Annotated in this window: 22 protein-coding genes and 1 pseudogene; 11 read left to right on the forward strand and 12 right to left on the reverse strand. The window is 61.2% G+C overall.

Annotated elements, in window-relative coordinates; all coding sequences use genetic code 11:
* The first annotated feature begins 11 nt into the window (after positions 1–11).
* The 5 genes from PH547_RS23065 (at position 12) to PH547_RS23085 (ending at position 4,293) form a co-directional block, all read left to right on the forward strand.
* Positions 12–674, forward strand: coding sequence for a conjugal transfer protein TrbF (locus PH547_RS23065; RefSeq protein ID WP_004129966.1), 663 nt, complete (start codon positions 12–14; stop codon positions 672–674).
* A gap of 17 nt (positions 675–691) precedes the next feature.
* On the forward strand, positions 692–1,504 hold the full coding sequence (gene trbG, locus PH547_RS23070) for a P-type conjugative transfer protein TrbG (protein WP_037156008.1): 813 nt from the start codon (positions 692–694) through the stop codon (positions 1,502–1,504).
* Between the two features lie 3 nt (positions 1,505–1,507).
* Positions 1,508–1,948, forward strand: a complete 441-nt coding sequence (gene trbH / locus PH547_RS23075; RefSeq protein ID WP_037156011.1) for a conjugal transfer protein TrbH — start codon at positions 1,508–1,510, stop codon at positions 1,946–1,948.
* Between the two features lie 12 nt (positions 1,949–1,960).
* On the forward strand, positions 1,961–3,256 hold the full coding sequence (trbI, locus tag PH547_RS23080; protein WP_004129973.1) for an IncP-type conjugal transfer protein TrbI: 1,296 nt from the start codon (positions 1,961–1,963) through the stop codon (positions 3,254–3,256).
* 323 nt (positions 3,257–3,579) lie between these two features.
* Positions 3,580–4,293: an autoinducer binding domain-containing protein gene (locus tag PH547_RS23085; RefSeq protein WP_037156048.1), complete on the forward strand. Its 714-nt coding sequence runs from the start codon at positions 3,580–3,582 to the stop codon at positions 4,291–4,293.
* Here the strand turns inward: PH547_RS23085 and PH547_RS23090 are convergent.
* The gene (locus PH547_RS23090; RefSeq protein WP_004129979.1) at positions 4,290–4,610 is read right to left on the reverse strand and encodes a transcriptional repressor TraM; all 321 of its coding nucleotides are present in this window, start codon (positions 4,608–4,610) and stop codon (positions 4,290–4,292) included. The genes PH547_RS23085 and PH547_RS23090 overlap by 4 nt on opposite strands.
* Before the next feature lie 184 nt (positions 4,611–4,794).
* Here PH547_RS23090 and PH547_RS23095 point away from each other — a divergent pair, with 184 nt between their 5' ends.
* A complete protein-coding gene (locus PH547_RS23095; protein WP_004129982.1) occupies positions 4,795–5,013 on the forward strand; it encodes a helix-turn-helix domain-containing protein in 219 nt (72 codons plus the stop codon).
* 17 nt (positions 5,014–5,030) lie between these two features.
* Here PH547_RS23095 and PH547_RS23100 read toward each other — a convergent pair whose 3' ends face one another.
* From PH547_RS23100 to traA, 6 genes are all read right to left on the reverse strand, one after another.
* Positions 5,031–5,525: a DUF4411 family protein gene (locus PH547_RS23100; RefSeq protein WP_004129985.1), complete on the reverse strand. Its 495-nt coding sequence runs from the start codon at positions 5,523–5,525 to the stop codon at positions 5,031–5,033.
* Positions 5,526–5,534: 9 nt separating this feature from the next.
* A complete protein-coding gene (locus tag PH547_RS23105; protein WP_037156014.1) occupies positions 5,535–6,728 on the reverse strand; it encodes an ImmA/IrrE family metallo-endopeptidase in 1,194 nt (397 codons plus the stop codon).
* A 186-nt stretch (positions 6,729–6,914) separates the two neighbouring features.
* Positions 6,915–7,532, reverse strand: a complete 618-nt coding sequence (locus PH547_RS23110) for a TraH family protein (RefSeq protein ID WP_004129991.1) — start codon at positions 7,530–7,532, stop codon at positions 6,915–6,917.
* 17 nt (positions 7,533–7,549) lie between these two features.
* Entirely contained in the window at positions 7,550–8,713 is a 1,164-nt protein-coding gene (locus PH547_RS23115; RefSeq protein WP_004129993.1) for a conjugal transfer protein TraB, read from the reverse strand.
* Complete coding sequence (traF, locus tag PH547_RS23120) at positions 8,703–9,269, reverse strand: conjugative transfer signal peptidase TraF (RefSeq protein WP_004129996.1); 567 nt, start codon at positions 9,267–9,269, stop codon at positions 8,703–8,705. The genes PH547_RS23115 and traF overlap by 11 nt, the downstream gene beginning before the upstream one ends.
* Positions 9,266–12,577, reverse strand: coding sequence for a Ti-type conjugative transfer relaxase TraA (gene traA / locus PH547_RS23125; protein ID WP_285169550.1), 3,312 nt, complete (start codon positions 12,575–12,577; stop codon positions 9,266–9,268). Before traA ends, traF begins: the two co-directional genes overlap by 4 nt.
* Before the next feature lie 257 nt (positions 12,578–12,834).
* Here traA and traC point away from each other — a divergent pair, with 257 nt between their 5' ends.
* The 5 genes from traC (at position 12,835) to PH547_RS23150 (ending at position 16,596) form a co-directional block, all read left to right on the forward strand.
* A complete protein-coding gene (gene traC, locus PH547_RS23130) occupies positions 12,835–13,131 on the forward strand; it encodes a conjugal transfer protein TraC (protein ID WP_285169551.1) in 297 nt (98 codons plus the stop codon).
* 4 nt (positions 13,132–13,135) lie between these two features.
* A complete protein-coding gene (traD, locus tag PH547_RS23135) occupies positions 13,136–13,351 on the forward strand; it encodes a type IV conjugative transfer system coupling protein TraD (RefSeq protein WP_285169552.1) in 216 nt (71 codons plus the stop codon).
* Positions 13,344–15,317: a Ti-type conjugative transfer system protein TraG gene (traG, locus tag PH547_RS23140; RefSeq protein WP_285169553.1), complete on the forward strand. Its 1,974-nt coding sequence runs from the start codon at positions 13,344–13,346 to the stop codon at positions 15,315–15,317. The genes traD and traG overlap by 8 nt, the downstream gene beginning before the upstream one ends.
* Before the next feature lie 362 nt (positions 15,318–15,679).
* Positions 15,680–16,141, forward strand: coding sequence for a thermonuclease family protein (locus PH547_RS23145; protein WP_285169554.1), 462 nt, complete (start codon positions 15,680–15,682; stop codon positions 16,139–16,141).
* A gap of 197 nt (positions 16,142–16,338) precedes the next feature.
* Positions 16,339–16,596: a WGR domain-containing protein gene (locus tag PH547_RS23150; protein WP_285169555.1), complete on the forward strand. Its 258-nt coding sequence runs from the start codon at positions 16,339–16,341 to the stop codon at positions 16,594–16,596.
* Between the two features lie 33 nt (positions 16,597–16,629).
* On the opposite strand, the gene PH547_RS23155 is transcribed toward PH547_RS23150, so the two are convergent.
* From PH547_RS23155 to PH547_RS23175, 5 genes and pseudogenes are all read right to left on the reverse strand, one after another.
* The gene (locus PH547_RS23155) at positions 16,630–16,803 is read right to left on the reverse strand and encodes a hypothetical protein (RefSeq protein WP_168318625.1); all 174 of its coding nucleotides are present in this window, start codon (positions 16,801–16,803) and stop codon (positions 16,630–16,632) included.
* Between the two features lie 317 nt (positions 16,804–17,120).
* Positions 17,121–17,612 (reverse strand): hypothetical protein, encoded by a 492-nt coding sequence (locus tag PH547_RS23160; RefSeq protein ID WP_285169556.1) that lies wholly within the window; start codon positions 17,610–17,612, stop codon positions 17,121–17,123.
* A gap of 324 nt (positions 17,613–17,936) precedes the next feature.
* The gene (locus PH547_RS23165; protein ID WP_170965036.1) at positions 17,937–18,101 is read right to left on the reverse strand and encodes a hypothetical protein; all 165 of its coding nucleotides are present in this window, start codon (positions 18,099–18,101) and stop codon (positions 17,937–17,939) included.
* Positions 18,102–18,424: 323 nt separating this feature from the next.
* Positions 18,425–18,592 (reverse strand): annotated as a pseudogene (locus PH547_RS23170) (DUF736 domain-containing protein); the annotation flags it as partial.
* A 162-nt stretch (positions 18,593–18,754) separates the two neighbouring features.
* A partial coding sequence (locus PH547_RS23175) for a DUF736 family protein (protein WP_285169557.1) occupies positions 18,755–18,888 on the reverse strand: 134 nt, incomplete at its 5' end.

Consider the following 18,888-nt stretch of genomic DNA (forward strand, 5'->3'; position numbering starts at 1 on the left):
GTGATCGATCGATGGCAGCGAACCGCGCCCCCGAAAACCCCTATCTTGCCGCGCGCCAGGAATGGAACGAGCGATACGGTTCCTACGTTCGGTCCGCCGCCGCATGGCGCATCGTCGGCATTCTCGGTTTGACCATGGCCGTGATCGGCTTTGGATATGCGATGTATCTGAGCACCCAGGTCAAGCTGGTTCCCTATATCGTCGAGGTCGACAAACTCGGGACCGCGGTGACATCAGGCTATCCTCAACAGATCGAATATGCCGACGTTCGGGTGGTGCGCGCGACGCTCGGGAATTTTGTCACCAGCTTCCGTTCGATCACGCCGGATGCAGTGGTGCAGAAGCAGTATATCGATCGAACCTACGCTCTCCTTCGAACATCGGATCCCTCGACCGAGAAGATCAACGCCTGGTTCCGCGGTAACTCGCCGTTCGAACAGGCGAAATCGTCGACCGTCGCCATCGAGGTGAACAACATCGTGGCGCTGTCGAACCAGACCTATCAGATCGACTGGACCGAATACGAACGCGACCGCAAGGGCAAGGAAATCGGCACGCGCCGGTTTCGCGGAATCGCAACGGTGACACTCACCGCGCCGCAGGACGAGGCGACCATCCGCCTCAATCCGATCGGCCTCTATGTCCGGGATTTCGACTGGACAGCACAGCTTTAAGGGCAGGGGATTTCTCAATGCACATTACAAAAATATTCGCAGCCGCCGGCTGCCTGGCCGGACTCGTCTTCGTGAGCGGTGCGCAAGCACAGAGCATGTCGAACAACGAGGTGAAGGGTACGAACATTTCCAGGAAATGGCGTGGCACATCGGGACTGGTGACGACTGGCCTCGATGGCAAAGTCATCTTCCTTTTTGGCGAGACGCAGCCGTCGGTCGTCTGCTCGCCGCTGCAGGTCTGCGATATCGAATTGCAAGGTGGCGAGATCGTTCGCGATGTTCTGGTTGGCGATACTGTTCGTTGGAAGGTGGAGCCCGCGACCTCCGGCACCACCGGCGGTCAGGCGATCCACCTGATCGTCAAGCCCTCGGAGGCCGGTCTCGTCACTTCCATGGTCGTCACGACGTCGCGGCGCACCTATCACGTCCAGCTGAAATCGCATCCGAGCCAGTACATGGCCCGCGTCGGCTTCGATTATCCGGAGGATGTCTCGACCAAGCTTGCCGATATCAACTCCCGGCTGGAGACCGGCGGCATTCCTGGAACCGCGCCCGACAAGCTGAACTTTTCTTACTCCATCAGTGGCAGCGCGCCCTGGAAGCCGAAGCGGGTCTATTCGGACGGCGCCAAGACCTACATCCAATTCTCGAAAACGGTCTCGAGCCAGGATGCGCCGGTTCTTTTCGTCGTCAGTGGTGGGCAGAACCGCATCGTCAACTACCGGATGAAGAACGACATGATGATCGTCGACTATGCGGTCGACAAAGCAATCCTCGTCTCCGGCGTCGGATGGCGGCAGCAGAAGATTACCATCCGGCGGGGAGGCTGAACCATGCGCAAGCACCTCGCCATCATCATCACCGCCGCCGCCATGCTTTCCAGCTGCCAGACGGCCGAGGACGGTCTCACGACCAATTCGGCACCCACCACTGTCACAGGTCCCGCCGCAAGTGCGATTGCCGGCGACATGGCAAGCCGGCTTGCCGAGCAGATCGGTCCCGCGGGCACGACGACCATCAAGATGGAGAAGGACGCTTCGGACTTCGCTACGGCGCTCGAGGCGGCGCTGAAAGGGTGGGGCTATACGGTCATCACCGACGGCAAGGCCGAGAAAGACGTCAAACCTGTCGAGCTTGCCTATTCGATCGACGGCGTGGATGGCCAGGTGCTTGCAAGGCTGTCGACGCCGTCCATCGCGCTGGGCAGGGCGTATACGGCAACGGCCGCAGGTGCTGTGCCGGCAAGCCCGCTCTCGATCATGCAGCGCAATTGAGGGGAGGCGAGCATGGTGCAATCTCTGCAGCTGGGCAGCTCGGGCCAGGCCGACGATCAGAAGGGTATGCGCCGTCTGAACCGTCTGCCAATCATCGTCGCCATCATCATCGTTGCGCTATTTGTCGGCGTCGTCGTCATCGGGCTTTCATGGCGCGGTCTCCCTTTCAATCGGAACAACGATCTGGACAGCGCCTCGAATGCTCCCGCAACCAACTTCGGCGACCAGCTCAAGCGTGGTGTCACCGACGGCATCATCGGCGATCCGGAACAACGCGAAGTGTTCCAGCCGACGCCCGCCGTCGAACAGAAAGTCGCGAAGGAAACCGCCGTTGTTGATCGCACACCCACCCAGCGAGAGGAGCGGCGCCCGAGACTTGAATCGGAGGCGGAATGGAAGGCACGCCTGAAACGGGAGCAGGACGAACAGTATATCCGTGAAGCGCAACGGCAGCGCATGGCCCGGCTCCAGGCGCGGGCGACAGCTTTGGACTCGCCGTTGAAGGTGGATATTTCCGACATCGACAAGGCAGCCAACACCTCCAGAGAGTCCGACCGGCAGGCGACGACTGCCAATAGCGCCTCGGACCTTTACGCCGCTGCCGTGAAGTCCGGTCTGATCGGGCAGAATGTCGATCCAAACGCTCAGACATCAAAGGAAGATTTCTTCAACCAGGACATCAAGGACCTCGGCTATTTGCCGAACCGGGTCGTGCCGCAGATGTCAGCCTATGAGCTCAAGCGCGGCTCGGTCATTCCCGCCACCTTGGTCACGGGTCTCAACTCCGACCTTCCCGGCCGGATCACCGCGCAGGTCAGTCAGAACGTCTATGACAGCGCCACCGGTTACCGGCTTCTGATCCCGCAGGGGGCAAAACTGTTCGGCCGCTATGATTCCAAGGTCTCTTTCGGCCAGGAACGTGTCCTCGTCGTCTGGACCGATCTCATCTTCCCGAATGGGGCAACGCTGCAAATCGGCGGCATGGCCGGTACGGAAGCCGAAGGATATGGCGGCTTCAAGGACAAGGTCGATCGGCATCTCTGGCGCACGTGGAGTTCTGCGGCGCTCATCGCGCTGATCGGAACCGGGATCGACATGTCGATGCCGCAAAGCTCGACGCTCGCGACGCAGGAGACCGCATCGGATGCGGCCCGCCGCAACTTCGCGGAGTCTTTTGGCAGGGTCGCAGAGCAGACCATCTCGAAGAACCTGAATGTGCAGCCGACCATCCAGATCCGCCCCGGCTACAAGTTCAACGTGCTCGTCGACCAGGATATTATATTTCCGTCGACCTACAGCAGAAACTGACGAACATCGTCCGACAGCTTCGCCGCCATTTCAGCCACCGACATGCCGCGCATGCCGGTGCAACATTGCAATCCCCGCAATAACTTTCCTGACTTAGTCATCTTTTTAGTTCAAGGGGACTTGAAACTTGTCTTTTCGCAGGTAGTGCTAGGCGTACACGGCTAGAGGGACTGCTCCGCGCTACTCTGGCACCGTGGGTTGTGTCGAGATGCCTGTGGCTGATTGTGGCTATGGCTTGGCCGCCGGGCGGCGAGGCCTGTTCGAGTGTCTCGATGTGCCAGATCATGACCGACCTACAGGTCGATAAGACAGGAGAAACGCTGGTGGATGGAGAATTTCGCTCGCTCGTCGACATGTTGGAAGCTGCGCAGGACGAGCTTACGATCAAAGGTGCCATGAAGCGCTTCGCAGAGGCCTGCGGCTACGAGCGGTTTGCCTATCTTCAAAAGGAAGGCGCCCAGATCAAGACCTTCAACACCTATCCAAAGCCATGGGAACGCACCTATCTCTCGGCCGATTACTCCAATATCGATCCCGTGGTGACGCAGGCAAAACGAAAAGGCGATATCTTCTTCTGGACGGCGGACGATTGGAGACCGCGCGGCTCATCTGAGCTCAGAAAGTTTCGCAATGAATCGATCGAGCACGGAATCCGTTGCGGCATGACCATTCCCGTGGAAGGCAGCTACGGAACATCGATGATGCTGACCTTCGCATCCTCCGAAAGGAATGTGGAAGTGCCGGTCGCTTTCGACCCGAAAAAGGCGGTGCAATTGGTGATGATGATCCACTATCGCTTGAAGATGATCGGCGGCAAGACCACGCTCAATCCAAAGCAGGCGCTGTCGCCGCGTGAAATGGACTGCTTGATCTGGGCGGCAAAAGGAAAGAGTACGCTTACAACCGCCAATTTGGTCGGCATCGCTTTCCGGACTGTGCAGCACCATCTCGATAAGGCGCGTGGCAAGCTCGGCGCCGAGTCGGTGCCGCATCTTGTGGCGATCGCCAAGGATCGGGGTTTGCTGCCTCCCAGCTAGCTGACATCGTCATCGACCGGTACTTCCGGCACGAAGCCGAGTGCGTCGAGCATATCCGAAAGCGCGTCCTGCTGAGCTGCGGCCCTTGTTTGGCGCGCAAAATGCTCTTCCTGGAGCGTCTCCAGAACCGAACTGGCGATCGTAGGATCCTCGCTCGCGCGTATCCACTCCTCGTAGACGGCCTGATCGGCGGCAAGCAGACGGCGATGTTGGCGAATGGCGGCCACTGTCAGCGTCTCCAATTCCGCCTTGTCCATCAAATCGTATCGAGGTTTCCTCTGGTCTCCTCCGGCTTGCGAGGAACCCGCATCTTGCATTTCTTTTCCTTCCCAGATCGATGGATTGGCACGACTGCGCCGTATTCGCGCGCGCCTCTTGGCTCCTATGTCAGACGATCCTCTTGGAAGAGTAAACATCCGACGACCGGCAATATCATAAGCTTTGTCGAATCGGAACTATAGTTCCTAGAACAATAATTCCGATTCTGTTTCCGCTGACGTCATGGATCTCAACGAGGTCATGGCGAGGAATTTGCGTCGCATACGCCATGGCAAGAAACTGACGCAGGAAGAATTGGCGCATCTCACGGGCCTAAGCGCGCGCCATATCGGTGCCATTGAGCGCGCCGAGATGTCTGCAACGATCACCGTTCTGGGCCAGATCTCCCAAGCGCTGGCTGTCGATCCAAGAGAATTCCTGACGGAGACAAATCCGGGCTGACATTACCCACACGAACGTCAGACTCGGGATCGCCAAGCCGTCGTGAAGTTCAGCGCCGTCATCATTTCGAAGCTGTTGCACCACCGGACACCGAGATCCTTGCAGACGTCGGGGATGCGGCGATTTGCGCGCTTTGCGCTTGGCTTCGAAGCCTCGACCGTCACAACGATTCGATCGGCGGGCAGCGCCATCGCATAGGCGATCAGAAACGGATCCCGCCCGATCTCGATGACCTCAGCGTCGTTCAGGTCGGGAGCGTATTTCTCGATAACAGCTTGCACCAAGGCCGGGTCGACATCTTCGTCCAGCCGCAGAACACTGTAGTTCTCAGCTTCGCTCAGCCAGCGACCGATTTCCGAGCCCTCGGTGATTTCTTCGAGAATCTCCACAGGAACTTTGATCTCGCCGGCCTCGCCCATATGGACCAACCAATCCCAGAATTCCGGAAACCGGCCGATCGGGTAGTACAGATTATGGGCGGTGATCAGAACGTTTGCGTCGAGGAGATGCACGGCTTCTCCTTACGCCGCGCTATCGGTAAGGGAGTAGACGTTGCTGGCTTTGACACCGAGGATCGCGGCGGCCTTCGAAGGCGACAAGGCGCCCTCCGCCAGCATTCGCCGGGAGAGTTCGACGAGCCGATTGCCGAGCTTATGGCGTTTGACCGTATAGTAACTTGGCCCGCCCTCGTTTTCCCTGGCGCGATCTCGTTGCGCGGCTCGGTTCCTCAGCCATTGCTGGCGGAACAGCGTGGTGACCGCGGACCATGTTTCCTGGTCGATGATGCCTTCGCGATAGAGCTTGTAGGCCACCATGGAGTGGCTGACCTGCCGAGCATCCGCGATTGCGGAAATCCGCGCCATCACCTGTTCCTGCGACGCCCCAACGAGCGAAGGCTCCTGCACGATTTCCGCCGTGGGCATCAGGATGCGCCCGGCAACATCATTGCAGAACGTCTCGATCGCGCTTGCCGGCCGTCCCCCGCTGACACCGGTCCGACCGAGCCAGATATGCGCAAGCTCGTGCAGAAGCGTGAATGACCACGCCTGCTCGCTGTCCTGATCGTTGATCACGACGAAAGGCGCGACGGAATCGGCGAAGGCAAAGCCCCTGAAGAGTTCGACATTCAGGGTGCTGTGATGACTGCCAAGGTTGCCGATAAGCAGCACGAAAATGCCGGCCGCCTCGGCCCGCTCGCGAAGATAGGCAAAACCCTTGGGCGTTCCGCGGCCGCTTCCATGCCGGTACGTCTTCAATTCGAACACAAGGCGCGTCCGAATGGCGCTCGCCAATGCCTCGGCGCCCTGGCTTTGATCAAACGACGCGACGAAATCGAGCGGGGTGGCCTCGTCCTCGGTTTCGAGCACGGCTCGAACCATTTCCTGCCGCGCGCGCACTTCACGCAGCAGCGTGTCGACCAAGGCCGCATCGCGCTTTGCGAACTCAGCCGGCAGGGTTCGAAAATCTTCGCCGCGCGCGGCCACCGCCGGTGGCTCTGCCAAATAAAACGTCAATAGGGGTCGGCGATATTGCGCCGCCATTTTCAAAAGCATCGGCCGTGTCGGCTCGCTATCGCCAGCCTCGAGCATGGCCAGGCGATCGCTGCCCGCAACGCCGCGAGCCTCGCCGAGACCGACTTTTTCAGCGGCATCCTCGAGAGTGAGCCCCGCGGTTTCGCGAGCCCAACGCAGGATCGATGGATTGACCTTGGGCACCGTTTTCCTCTGTTCGAAGCAGGCGATACGCCCTTTGATATGATCATGCAATCGTTAGGAAAGATATAGGAAGGCCAGAGCCGGTGGGCGAGCATGAAGCATTTTTCACGGTCGCCGGCTCGCCTTCGATAGATCCGCAACGCCAGGCTCCGATCGCGCCCGATCATCCTGGACGAAGTTGGGCAGCTACTTTTGCCCACCGATACGCGAAAGATCGATCCGCATTCCCGCTGCGCCAACTTCCCTCTCATCTTGAGGTTCGTGGTCGGTGGGCAGGGAAGCGTCGTCTGGTGCGTCATCAGTTCCCCCGCTGTCGATCGGCTCACGCTGATTGACGACTGAGCCCCCTGGATCGGGCGCCTGGAAAACGCTCACGCCCTCGAATTCCCCGGTCTTCCAGGCATAGACAGCGTCCTCGAAGATCTGCGGGAAAACCTCATCGCTTTTCGGATTGCCATACCATTTGGCGACGATGCGCAAGACTTTCGCGAACATCGCCGTCCCCTTGCGAAGGTTTTCGCAAGGATCGACGAGATCGGGCTTCAGATCGGCGACATCCTTGATCCCGATGCCGGCGGGAAACTGCGTCAGACCGACGCGAACCACCGCCTGGCCGACGTACTGCCGGATGATCGCCATCGCCTCGTCCGATGTTGTCGCCTTCGGAACGAGGATCAAGCGGCCACCGGATTTGACGGTGACGGACAATGGGTCGTTCGAGCCCGCAGCGGTCACGAACTGTTCGACGATCGCAGGTTTCAAAGAAGGGTCGGCGCATTTCTGAATGAGGGCCGCGTCGAGCATGACGTCTCCTTGGGCAATCAGGTGTTGAAGGAAAAGACAATTGGCTTGGCAAAGAGCCGCGCCCAGGCTTGGGCGCTCGCGCGCTGAATGGCGACGATGGATGTCCCTTTCGTCCACCAGCCGTTGCCGACTGCGACGATGAGATCAGGATCCTCAAGCATGGCGTGCAGGACCGGCCAGACGATCAGTTGCTCGTAGCAGATCAGCGGCGCTATCCGACGGCCGGCGGCCGTCACGACCGGATTTTCGAAGAAATGTGCCCGCGCACCGCCGCTCTGAGAGAGCAACGCCCGCCACGGCTGCCACATCGAACCTGGCACCGGCATGCGTTCGCGATAGAGGGTCCTCCCGCCATCGCCGGAGATCGCGACCAGAACATTATCGTATCCGCCCGCATCGATGACGGCTGCGCCGGCGATGACGGTGACGTCAGTTCCTCTCAAAGCTTGCACCCAGAACCGTTCGACGGTGAGCGTCCAGAAGCCCAGGGAGCTTTCAGGAAGAACAATGGTGCGTGCGCCGCCCACCACCCGATCCTTCACCGTGACAATCAAATCACGGTGACGCTCAAAGCTGACGTCGCGACCGAGCGACGCGCCCAGTTCGAGATCGCCCCCCTGCCAGCTTTCCGGTAGCCTCGGCTCCTCCCAGGTTGCGGCGGACCAGATCCAAAAGCCTGCCAGGACAAGCGCGACAGCTGGCCACATGCGGGTTACGAGGCCCATGAGGCCGGCTGTCGCAGCAGCCAGTCCCCACCATTCCCATCCCGGAAATAGTACGCCCGCTGCGGTAATCGGATGAGCCCAGCCGGTGATGCCGAATGGCGGCATGGCCATCAGAACCGCTGCCAGGAGGTAGCGACACGGTCGAGCACCCGTCTTCCTTGTCCAGAGGACGGCATGCACGATGACGAAGCCAACGGACGCACAGAGCCAAAGAAATAATCCCGGCCAAAGATCCGACGAATAGAAGGTCGCTACGCCCTGTGGCAATGCACGGGATGCAGCGAGGAAGTAACCAGCCGAGATGATCGCTGCCGTCCGCCTCGTTCGCGCCAGCGCCCAGAGAACCGGAAATGCAAACGCGACTGGAAGAAGTAGGACGTAGCCATTCCATCCCACCGTACCGGCGACGATTGAGACGGCGATCAATGCGCCTGGCTGAAGGTGCTCATGGCGCATAGGTGAGCACCGGTTGCGCCAGGCCGAGGATCCCTGAGGCGGGCAGGGGGCCGAAATAGCGGGAGTCATACGAGCCCCTGAACGGTGAGTGGAGAAAGACGTTTTCGTCAGGCACGACCCCGCCGGGATAGGACGTCATTGGCCGGCCGTTGCCGTCCCGTTCAGCCAATTCGGAAAACGCGATCCGGCGTCCATCGATCGTCACGTCGGCGTCGATTTCGACATGCTGCCCGGCAACGGCGACGACGGTCTTGATGAGCGGCGCAACGCCGCCTGGGCAGGTTCCGGACCGGAGATAACCACGCTCTCTCGCCTGCACCATCGCCACCGTTTGCGGAGGGCAAATGAAAACGAGATCCCCGCGAGCTGCCGGGCGATCGAGCGCCACGATACGCCAGAGGCCGAGGGGTTCGCTCGGTGTCAAATTGATGCGAAAACCGCCGACGATTGCGGCAGCAATACCGCCGCCAACGACGGATGCCGCCAAGGCCAAGAGCACGACTGCATGGGTCCTTTGAGCGCTTCGCGTACCGAACGCAAACACGGGTGCTTTCATTTGAGCGAGAGCCCCTGGCTCTTCGTCTGACGCATTGTCTCCGCGTGTTTCAGCGCCTCGGTCGTGCGCTCATGCGCGGCGAGTTGCTGCACCGTCCGCATCCAATTCCAAGCCGATTGCACCTCGGCCTTCTGTCCGGGCGTCATTCCCGACGTGACGGCATTGAAGGTCTGTCCATTGGAGTCCTTCGCGGCGAGAGACAGGAAGGTCCGCTCGTCGAAACGTTCCGCTACCGCCTTGGCGAAACCCTCCAGTTCCGCCTTCACCATTTTGTCGGCAAGCGCATATTCGAGGCCGGCGGGGAGGTCATTGCGGTCGATCGCATCGCGAACGCGCTCGAGGGTCTGCTTGGCACTTTGCGACAGCGCGGGAATATCGATCGAGACCTTCAGACGTACAGCGCGTTCTTCGACCTCGAACTTCCGTTCCGCCTCCGCCCGCTGGCGCAGATAGCGCTCAAGGTTGCGGGCCAGCGCCGGCGCATTCGTTTGCGCCTTTTCTCGCTCCTGTCTGCCGGCTTGGCTGGCGAGAATCCCGGTCTTGCCCTTCAGCGCGCCGAAGCGTTCAGGCTCCGATCCGATCTTGGCTAGAGTGGATTTCGCAACGGCCTCGTCCTTCAGCATCGCGTCGACGTTGACGGCCTTGAACGCGCTTTCCGGCTGGGCGTAGACGAGGTGGAAGCGGGTCGAGACCTCCTCCCATTGCTTCTTCAATCCTGGATCGGCGGCGACCTTGTCCTCGATCGCCTGCTCGACCGATTTGGCGAAGGTTGTGATGCCCGAGACCATCGGCTTTGCCTCCTTGGTGTTGTTTTGGATTGGGGACTGCGAGGCGCCGCGGACAAGCCCGAGCTTGCCGGCGATGACCGCAAGGCGGACACCGAGTTTGGCAAGTTTTTGCTTCTGACTGACGAGCCATTCCAGCCGGTCGCGAACCAGGGTGCGGGCGACATTGACGAGATTGAGACCGCGGGCTTCGGCAAAGCGAAGCGCGTCGCGGTAGAAGGCACTTTTCTCGTAATCGAGCGTCGTTTCCTTCGCATTCCTTCGCGACAGGATCGGGATCAGTCCGCCGTTCCTCGCGAATGATCTGCGACCGTAGTAGACGGCCAGATCCTCGCGATGACGGGTCATTGCGACATAGGTTAGATGGCGGTCGAGCGAAAGGGAAGCGAGCACCTTGACCTGGTCGACTGTGGCACCCTGGCTCTTGTGGATCGTCGTGGCATAGCCGTGGTCGAGGTTATTGTAGAAGCGCTGTTCGACCAGCACCTGGCGGGCATTCTCCCCATCGCCTATCCGCGCTGTGATGCGTCCCGCTCCAACCTCTAGGACCTTGGCCAGCATGCCGTTCTTGACGCCGAGCGATCCCTCGTTCTTCAGGAACACGATCTGGTCGCCGACGGCGAAGTTGCGTTCACCATCGGCGGTCTTGAACATGGTTCCCTGATCGAGAACCCCGCGTTCGATGAGTTTGATGCGCGCCATCTGGTTGAGCATGCGCACGTCGCGGCGCAGATGAGCGAGGATCAGAGACGTCTTTGCCGGATCGTAATCACGGTCCCAGGCGGCGATCAGGTTGTCGACCGCGTCGGCTTTGATATCCGACCCGATGACGCTGCCATTGGCGCGATAGGCGTCGACCGCCTTGCCGACCTTGCCGCGTGCAAGATCAAGCGAGGCGTCACGCATCCATTGCTGGCGCTGGCGATAGATGGTTTCGAGTTCGGCATAGCCGACCCGATCGGCAATGGCGCGGAAGGCGGCACCGGCTTCGATCGGTTGAAGCTGTTCGGGATCGCCGACGAGAACGAGCTTGGCGCCGGCCGTCGTCACTGCTTCGACGAACAGCGCCATCTGCCGCGACGATACCATGCCGGCCTCGTCGAGAACGAAAACCGTCTTGCTATCGAGCCGATCGCGGCCTTGGTTCCAGCGGAGCTCCCATGACGCAAGCGTGCGCGAGATGATGCCCGCTTCCTTTTCCAGGCCCTCGGCCGCCTTGCCGGCAAGTGCGCCGCCGACGACGTAATAGCCTGCCGCTTCCCAGGCCTCACGCGCCGCCCTCATCATCGTCGTCTTGCCGGCGCCGGCACGACCGATCACGGCCGCGATCCGCTCAGGTCCCGCCACATGTTCGATCGCCGTTTTCTGCTCATCCGAAAGACGCTCATGGCGCTCGAACGTCGCCGCCAGCACGACGTCGCGAACACCATGCGACGACCTCTGGGACAGCCAGACTGCGCGATGGGCCATCTCGGCTTCGAGCCGGATCATGTCGCGGGTCGTGTACTTCGCCGGCACTCGGATACCGCTGGCAAGGTCGATCCGCTCGCGCTCGATGCGGAAGGTTTCGGGGCACAGCAAGATCCGCACCATCAGGCTTTGAAACAGCGCCGCGTCATCGACGTAGCGGTGCAGGATCTTCGCCACGTCGCGTTCGTCGAAGACGCTCTTCTCGCGCATGATCAGGGCAAGGACGAGCTCAGGATTCCTGTCGATCCGCCTGACGTTTTCGCTCCGCCTCGCCTCCTGCAGTTCGAGCCGTTCGAGCTCGACCGGCTCGGACGCGCCTTCTGATTTCCGCTCGATCGCCTTCGTGCCGACGCCGAGATGGATGGTCGGTTCCAGGTCAATTCCCTGCTTCTCGAAGGAGCGGCCATCGACGCGGATGTCGAGACCGGCAAGCGCCAGGTGCCGGTTCTGGCAGGCAAACCAGCCGTCGCGAAACGCATTGAAATCGTCGATGCTGCCGGCCCAGAGTTCATAAACGATCTTGCCGGCATCGTTGCGGATCGGATTGCCGTCAGGTCCTGTTACCGCGATCTTCTTGGCGCCGAAACCGTCGGCAGTCAGCGGACGCAAGGTGGTCATCAGATGGATATGCGGATTGCCGGGTGCGTCGTGATAGACCCAGTCCGCCACCATGCCCTTCGCCGTGATGTGCTGCTCAACGAAATCCCGCACCAGCGCGATATTCTGCTCGGCGGTCAGCTCGAGCGGCAAGGCGATTGTCACATCCTTGGCGAGCTGCGCATCGGAGCGTTTCTCGAAGTCTTCGACCTTGTTCCAGAAGGCTTCGGAGGCGCCGGCCACTGATCGGTCCGCAATCATCGAGCGCAGCCATTCCGGGGCACCGGCGGGGATGACGAACTCCTCGTGGAGCAGGCCCTGTTTGCGCGTGTAGTCGATGGTGCGCGCCTCCCGCTCATACTCCATCTTGGCGCAATGACGGTAGGCCGCCGACAGGACGGCGCTGCGGCCGGAGCCACGAGCGACGACGCTGACGGAGAAATGAGGGACGGCCACGACGGAATTCTTTCCCGGTTGCGAACGAAATCAACGAGTTCATCGGAAGCGGCAGGCCCCGCCAGGGGTCTCAAGCAAGGGCGTCGCGACAGCGACGTATAATTGCGCCCTTCGGAACCGCTCCTTCGGAACGGCCGGGATCATTCACCAAAGCATCGCCTCTGGCGATTGCATGATCCGCCTAGTGCGTTCCGCACGTCGATCGGGAAGACTGGCCTCGCAAGACCAAGCTTTCTCACCCAGGAGACATCGGCCAAATGAAGAAACCATCCTCGAAAATCCGCGACGAAATCGCGAAGCTGCAAGAGCAACTCAAGGCGGCCGAGACCCGGGAGGCCGAGCGCATCGGCAGGATCGCGCTCAAGGCAGGTCTCGGCGAGATCGAAGTCGATGAGCCAGAGCTGCAGGCAGCATTCGAGGACCTGGCGAAGCGGTTTCGCGGAGGAAAGGTCGCTGCGACCGGAGAGAAGAAGGGGAGTAGCGCCGGCGAAAGCAGCGCATCGTCCACGCGGGACGCGGCTGGCGCGACTGCGGGCGGGACTGCTGAGGCTTGAGCGGATGGCGCGCACGGCGACTTCCGACGCCCGCAGACAAGACACGCGGGAAAAGATCGAGCTTGGCGGTCTCATCGTCAAGGCCGGGCTTCGCTACGAGAAGCGTGCGCTGCTGCTCGGGCTTCTCATCGATGCCGCCGGCCGCCTGAAGCAAGACCGGCAGGAGCGCGTTCGCCTCACTGCAATTGGTGCTGCGGCGTTCGGAGAGAGCCATGAATAGGATCCTTCTATACGTTGCACCCTGCGCATTGATGATGCTGACGGCGATCGGCATGGCGGGGGTCGAACACTGGCTGGCCACCTTCGGCAAGAGTGATGCCGCAAAACAGATGCTCGGCCGGACGGGCATCGCTCTGCCCTATGTCGTCGCCTCCCTCGTCGGCATCGTCTTCCTGTTTGCGAGCGCCGGCTCAGCCAGAATCAGATCTGCCGGTTGGGGTGTTTTCACGGGCGCGATCGCCACGCTCGTCGTTGCGATCCTGCGTGAGGCGATACGGCTCTCCGCGTTCTGGGGCGAGGTGCCGGCCGGCAAGTCGATCCTGAACTATCTCGATCCTGCAACGACGATCGGCGCGGCCGCCGTGCTGATGTCCGCGTTGTTCGGCATGCGGGTGGCGATCGCCGGCAACGCCGCCTTTGCCAGGTCCGAGCCGAAACGCATTTACGGCAAGCGCGCTCTGCACGGCGAGGCCGACTGGATGAAACTGTCGGCAGCCGAAAGGCTGTTTCCCGAATGCGGCGGCATCGTCATCGGCGAGCGCTACCGGGTCGATAGGGACAGCGTCGCGGCATACGCGTTTCGCGCCGACAGCGCCGAGACGTGGGGAGCAGGCGGGACGTCGCCGCTGCTTTGCTTCGACGGCTCCTTTGGATCTTCGCACGGCATTGTCTTCGCCGGCTCCGGCGGCTTCAAGACGACATCGGTGACGATCCCGACGGCGTTGAAATGGGGCGGGGCGCTCGTCGTCCTCGACCCCTCGAACGAGGTCGCTCCGATGGTGTCGAAGCATCGTGGCGACGCCGACCGAGATGTCTTTGTCCTCGATCCGAAGCGCTCGGAGATCGGCTTCAACGCGCTCGACTGGATCGGCCGGTTCGGCGGGACGAAGGAGGAGGATATCGCCTCGGTCGCGTCGTGGATCATGAGCGACAGCGGCGGCGCGCGCGGCGTTCGTGACGATTTCTTCCGCGCCTCGGCCTTGCAGCTGCTGACAGCGCTGATTGCTGATGTTTGCCTCTCCGGCCACACGCCGGAGAACGACCAGACGCTTCGGCAGGTGCGCAAGAACCTCTCCGAGCCGGAGCCGAAACTGCGGGAGCGGCTGCAGTCGATCTACGACAATTCAGACTCGGATTTCGTGAAGGAAAATGTCGCGGCCTTCGTCAACATGACGCCCGAGACCTTCTCCGGCGTCTACGCCAATGCGGTCAAGGAAACACATTGGCTGTCCTATCCGACCTACGCCGCCCTGGTCTCGGGATCGAGCTTTACGACGCAGGATCTCGGAGAGGGAAAGACCGACATCTTCATCAACGTCGATCTCAAGACGCTGGAGACGCATTCGGGCCTGGCGCGCGTCATCATCGGCTCGTTCCTCAACGCGATTTATAACCGCAATGGGCAGATGGAGGGCAGGGCGCTCTTTCTCCTCGATGAGGTCGCACGCCTCGGCTACATGCGCATCCTGGAGACAGCCCGCGACGCCGGTCGAAAGTATGGGATCACGCTCCTCATGATCTACCAATCGATCGGCCAGATGCGCGAGACCTATGGCGGCCGCGACGCCGCAAGCAAATGGTTCGAAAGCGCCAGCTGGATCAGTTTCGCGGCGATCAACGATCCCGAAACCGCCGATTACATCTCGCGCCGTTGCGGCATGACGACGGTCGAGATCGACCAGGTCAGCCGCAGTTCTCAGGCGAGGGGATCGTCTCGCACACGATCGAAGCAACTGGCCGCCAGACCTCTGATCCAGCCGCATGAGGTCCTGCGCATGCGTGCCGACGAGCAGATTGTCTTCACGGCCGGGAACGCACCGCTGAAATGCGGCCGTGCCATCTGGTTCCGGCGTGAGGATATGAAGAGGTGCGTCGGGACGAACAAGTTTCACCAGCTCGAAGACAGGCCCGACGCGCATCCGATCGAGCCGGCGCGCAGTGCAACGAGCAAGGCCGATCGAGCATAATGAAGAGTATCGGAGAAAACAGCATAGCGGCCGCACGAAAGGGCGGGATTTCGGGAATTCTCGTCGTGCGTGAGCGGGAAACAGCGCAGCCGCAGGAGCCTCAACATAGTGGCCCGCAGGGGAGGCGGGACGGACTGCGCCCCGCTTGCACACACCATCCTGCCGGCCGAGCGAAGGTCGAGCCATAAACGCAGATGTAACCGGGACCGGGATAGGCTGAGCCAAACAGAAAGGACGGGAAAGTGGCAAAATCGAACGTGGTTCCGTTCAGAAAACCGCGGAAGACTGGTGGCCGGGATGATCGACATCGCCTGCAGGGAAAATCGCCGCGGTCTCGGCGGGGCATCTCTCGCGGATCGATAATGGCGCTCCTTGCTGCCACGATCATTGCAGCGGGAAGCTGGCTTCTCTTCGGCGCCGCCGGCAACCTCCCCGGATTGTCAGTCCTGGCAAAGACACCTACATCAGACTCCCTATCGGCCTCGTTTTCATTCTGCGGCGAGAGCACGCGGATGAACTGCGTCGTCGATGGGGACACGTTCTGGTTCGAGGGCGAGAAAATCCGCATCGCGGATATCGACACACCGGAACTCAGTCCGCCGCGCTGCGAAGCAGAACGCATCAAGGGCGAGGCCGCGAAAGCACGTCTGCTGGCGCTTTTGAACGCCGGCAACTTCGCGCTGGTGGCTGGCTGGCGCGACGAAGACAAGTATGGCCGCAAGCTCCGGACCGTATTGCGATCGGGACACTCGCTCGGAGACATTCTCGTCAACGAGGGCCTTGCCCGGCGCTGGGACGGTGCCAGACACGGGTGGTGCGGCTGAGGAGACCGCGAGAGGATCGTTGCCGGATGGCCGAAACCGCCCGGCGGGTTCGGGGAGCTTCAGCGAGTAGAGCCGTGCGCCGAAGGCGTCTCGCCCAAGCCCACCAGTCGCGTTTCATCACAGATCTGAATCAATCCATGCCGACCGATTCATAAGTGTCGTTGGACGGGATTCCCGCGATCAGAGATTCTGACCTCATGATCGCGCAACCCTATCATCTCTATGTCGAGCGCTCGGACGCCTCGAAGAACATGGCGCGCTATTATGCCATGTCAATCGAGCCGAACCTGTTCGGCGATGTCTGCCTGCTGAGGAAGTGGGGTCGAATTGGCGCCAAAGGCCAGATGATGGTCCATCATTTCGGTCGGGAAGAGGAAGCCGTAGACCTGTTCCTCGATCTGCTCCGACGAAAGCGCAAGCGCGGCTATCGTCCGCGCGCCTCAGTGGGGAGATGAGAACGGCCCGCCGAAGCGGGCCGTGAGGGCGCCTCATCGGCGCCGGTTCCAGTCAGTCTCGAAGGACACCTCGATCTCGACGAAGAACGGGATCTTGATCGCAAGCTTCAGTGCGAGCTTGCCCTTGCGGAAGAAGTGGCTGATCACCTTGCCGAGGGCGCGGAGCTGGCGGCCGGTGGCGGCGAGGAATTGAGCGAGCTGTTGCATGATGGATCTCCTTGTCGATTGCGTCATTGCGGGGATCGACAGCAGACCGGGAAGGAGGGTTGCACCTGGCAAGGCCGAAACGGATGTGGAGGACCTGGCGGCGACTGAATTTTGATCTCGCGAGGAGCCGCAGAATGCGGCGGGGAAAATTCCGGCGGCGCCAGGTTGCGGCCGGAAGGACGGGCTGCAATATCCCCGATGAGAGATGACAGCTTGTCGACAAGGAGACGGTGAACTGGTCACGCTCGCTGCGATCGAAAGCTCGCCAATGCCCTCATACAGCCGCTCTCGCCGTCCTCGGAAATCGCAAAAGCCCCTCAGGAGCTTTCGCACCTCGCATAGGCGACACGGGCCGCATGAATGACGATGCCTGTTTCCCTGCGGATATCCCTGACGATCGCTGCCAAGGAACCCATTTCGGTCTCGCTCAGCGCCACCAGCCTTGGATAGTCGATTTCGACGCCGTCGCAATCCGCCGACAAAGCATTGGCCCAATCGCCACCGTTGATGCGGTATTCGTGGGTGTCGAAATCAATCTCGAGCTCATCCAGCAAGTTGATGGTGAAACGCTCGAATATCTCGTTCTCGCCTGCGAGGCGATAGGCGGCATAGTCGTCGTCGCCGGCAAGAACGCTGCGCTCCAATGCCATGATGGTTCGGACGCGAGCGTGAGCCGCATCGAGCCCTTCCATCAGGCGGTCATGAAGCGCTCGTGAAAACTCGGTATCGCAGCCGAAGCGGTTTGCAAGCACGACGAGCCGGAAACCGGAAAGCTTTGTGTGGAGCATAAGGTTCTGATCCGTGGTCATGATGTGATCTCCTTCATCTTGATGACGGAGATCGGCCACTCCGTGGCAAAGAGGGGTCAAGGAGCGCGGAACGCGACTTGCAAGCGGGGGAGCCGATTTTTCGGGAAGCGCAGCGACGGAAAAATTGGGGGAGACCGCGCCGTTCTTGACGCCGGATTTGCTGGAGTAAAATGGGACGTCAGAGAGAGAAGAGACCCGCGGACCCGGAGGGGCCGCGACCGTATCCGGCGTGAGCCGGCGGGAGTGTCGAGGGGTGAAGCCCCTGACAGCCGGGAAGCCGGTCAATCCGGCGCACCGGCTCCACGTGCGGCAGAAAGAGCCGCCTCAAAAAGGCGGCTCGGCCCCAATCGCACCATCCTGTTCGGCAAGCGTCACGGCCAGATCAGCCTGGGCGAGTTCAAGCTCGGCCTCGATCTGGCGGCGCTCGGCGGCATCGCAGACGTTCTTCAGTTCGGCCCGCAGTTCTTCGATGTGCTGTTCGATTGTCATCGTCTCATCTCCTTGAGTTCGTGAAAGACGAGACCGCGCGGCGGGAGGAGATGACGGGGTCAAGGAGCGCGGCAGCGACCGGCGGGGCCGGCGCGTGGGGGAGCCGATTTTGTTAGAGCGGAGGGAACCGGAGCGGGGCAAAATTGGGGGAACCGCGTGTCCTTTGACGCCGGCATTTTCTCCCGCCACGATAGCCCGATCTGAGCAGACAATAGTCCCTCTCCGTATCGCACCAAAAAAGCCTGCGGCAGGCTCCATGCCTGCCGCAGGCTTGTCTCTGTCGCGGGGTTCGGCCCCGCCTTCCGGCGGGGCCTGTCCGGGCCTCAGTCCCGGTTGGGGCGGGACCAGATCAGCTGGTAGCCGTCCTCGCCTTCGACTTCGGTGAGCGTTGCGTAGATCGGGGCGGGGAAGCTCGGATCGTCGAGCTTGACCGAGAGGTAGTCGCGGTCCTGCTCGGAGCGCTTCTGCCAGGCCGCACCCAGCTCGACGTTTTGCGGTGCACCGCAAAACGTCGATTATGCTGAGAGTGTGATTATGCGGAGTGCTGATCGCTGAAGGCTGGATTTCTCGACGATAGCGGCGGCTTCTGCTCCGCATAATTCCACTGGTGTGGAAGAGGCGCCCCGCCGTGAAGCGGAGCGCCGATGTGCTGGTCAGCGCGACCAGATGAGCTTGTGCTCGCCCTTGTCGCCCTGGACCAGGGAGGCGTAGACCGGGGCCGTGAAGGACGGATCGTCGAGCTTGAGCGAGAGGTATTCGGCGCCTGTTTCGCGGGCGGTGCGGGTCC

Origin of the sequence: Rhizobium cerradonense (assembly GCF_030182455.1) — a bacterium.
Classification (GTDB): Bacteria; Pseudomonadota; Alphaproteobacteria; order Rhizobiales; family Rhizobiaceae; genus Rhizobium.

What these genes read in the sequence shown, in the direction of transcription:
- PH547_RS23065 (WP_004129966.1), top strand. Translation starts at nt 12, where the DNA reads ATGGCAGCGAACCGCGCCCCCGAAAACCCCTATCTTGCCGCGCGCCAG.
- trbG (WP_037156008.1), top strand. Translation starts at nt 692, where the DNA reads ATGCACATTACAAAAATATTCGCAGCCGCCGGCTGCCTGGCCGGACTC.
- trbH (WP_037156011.1), top strand. Translation starts at nt 1,508, where the DNA reads ATGCGCAAGCACCTCGCCATCATCATCACCGCCGCCGCCATGCTTTCC.
- trbI (WP_004129973.1), top strand. Translation starts at nt 1,961, where the DNA reads ATGGTGCAATCTCTGCAGCTGGGCAGCTCGGGCCAGGCCGACGATCAG.
- PH547_RS23090 (WP_004129979.1), bottom strand. Translation starts at nt 4,610, where the DNA reads ATGCAAGATGCGGGTTCCTCGCAAGCCGGAGGAGACCAGAGGAAACCT.
- PH547_RS23095 (WP_004129982.1), top strand. Translation starts at nt 4,795, where the DNA reads ATGGATCTCAACGAGGTCATGGCGAGGAATTTGCGTCGCATACGCCAT.
- PH547_RS23110 (WP_004129991.1), bottom strand. Translation starts at nt 7,532, where the DNA reads ATGCTCGACGCGGCCCTCATTCAGAAATGCGCCGACCCTTCTTTGAAA.
- PH547_RS23115 (WP_004129993.1), bottom strand. Translation starts at nt 8,713, where the DNA reads ATGCGCCATGAGCACCTTCAGCCAGGCGCATTGATCGCCGTCTCAATC.
- traF (WP_004129996.1), bottom strand. Translation starts at nt 9,269, where the DNA reads ATGAAAGCACCCGTGTTTGCGTTCGGTACGCGAAGCGCTCAAAGGACC.
- traC (WP_285169551.1), top strand. Translation starts at nt 12,835, where the DNA reads ATGAAGAAACCATCCTCGAAAATCCGCGACGAAATCGCGAAGCTGCAA.
- traD (WP_285169552.1), top strand. Translation starts at nt 13,136, where the DNA reads ATGGCGCGCACGGCGACTTCCGACGCCCGCAGACAAGACACGCGGGAA.
- traG (WP_285169553.1), top strand. Translation starts at nt 13,344, where the DNA reads ATGAATAGGATCCTTCTATACGTTGCACCCTGCGCATTGATGATGCTG.
- PH547_RS23145 (WP_285169554.1), top strand. Translation starts at nt 15,680, where the DNA reads ATGGCGCTCCTTGCTGCCACGATCATTGCAGCGGGAAGCTGGCTTCTC.
- PH547_RS23150 (WP_285169555.1), top strand. Translation starts at nt 16,339, where the DNA reads ATGATCGCGCAACCCTATCATCTCTATGTCGAGCGCTCGGACGCCTCG.
- PH547_RS23155 (WP_168318625.1), bottom strand. Translation starts at nt 16,803, where the DNA reads ATGCAACAGCTCGCTCAATTCCTCGCCGCCACCGGCCGCCAGCTCCGC.
- PH547_RS23160 (WP_285169556.1), bottom strand. Translation starts at nt 17,612, where the DNA reads ATGACCACGGATCAGAACCTTATGCTCCACACAAAGCTTTCCGGTTTC.
- PH547_RS23165 (WP_170965036.1), bottom strand. Translation starts at nt 18,101, where the DNA reads ATGACAATCGAACAGCACATCGAAGAACTGCGGGCCGAACTGAAGAAC.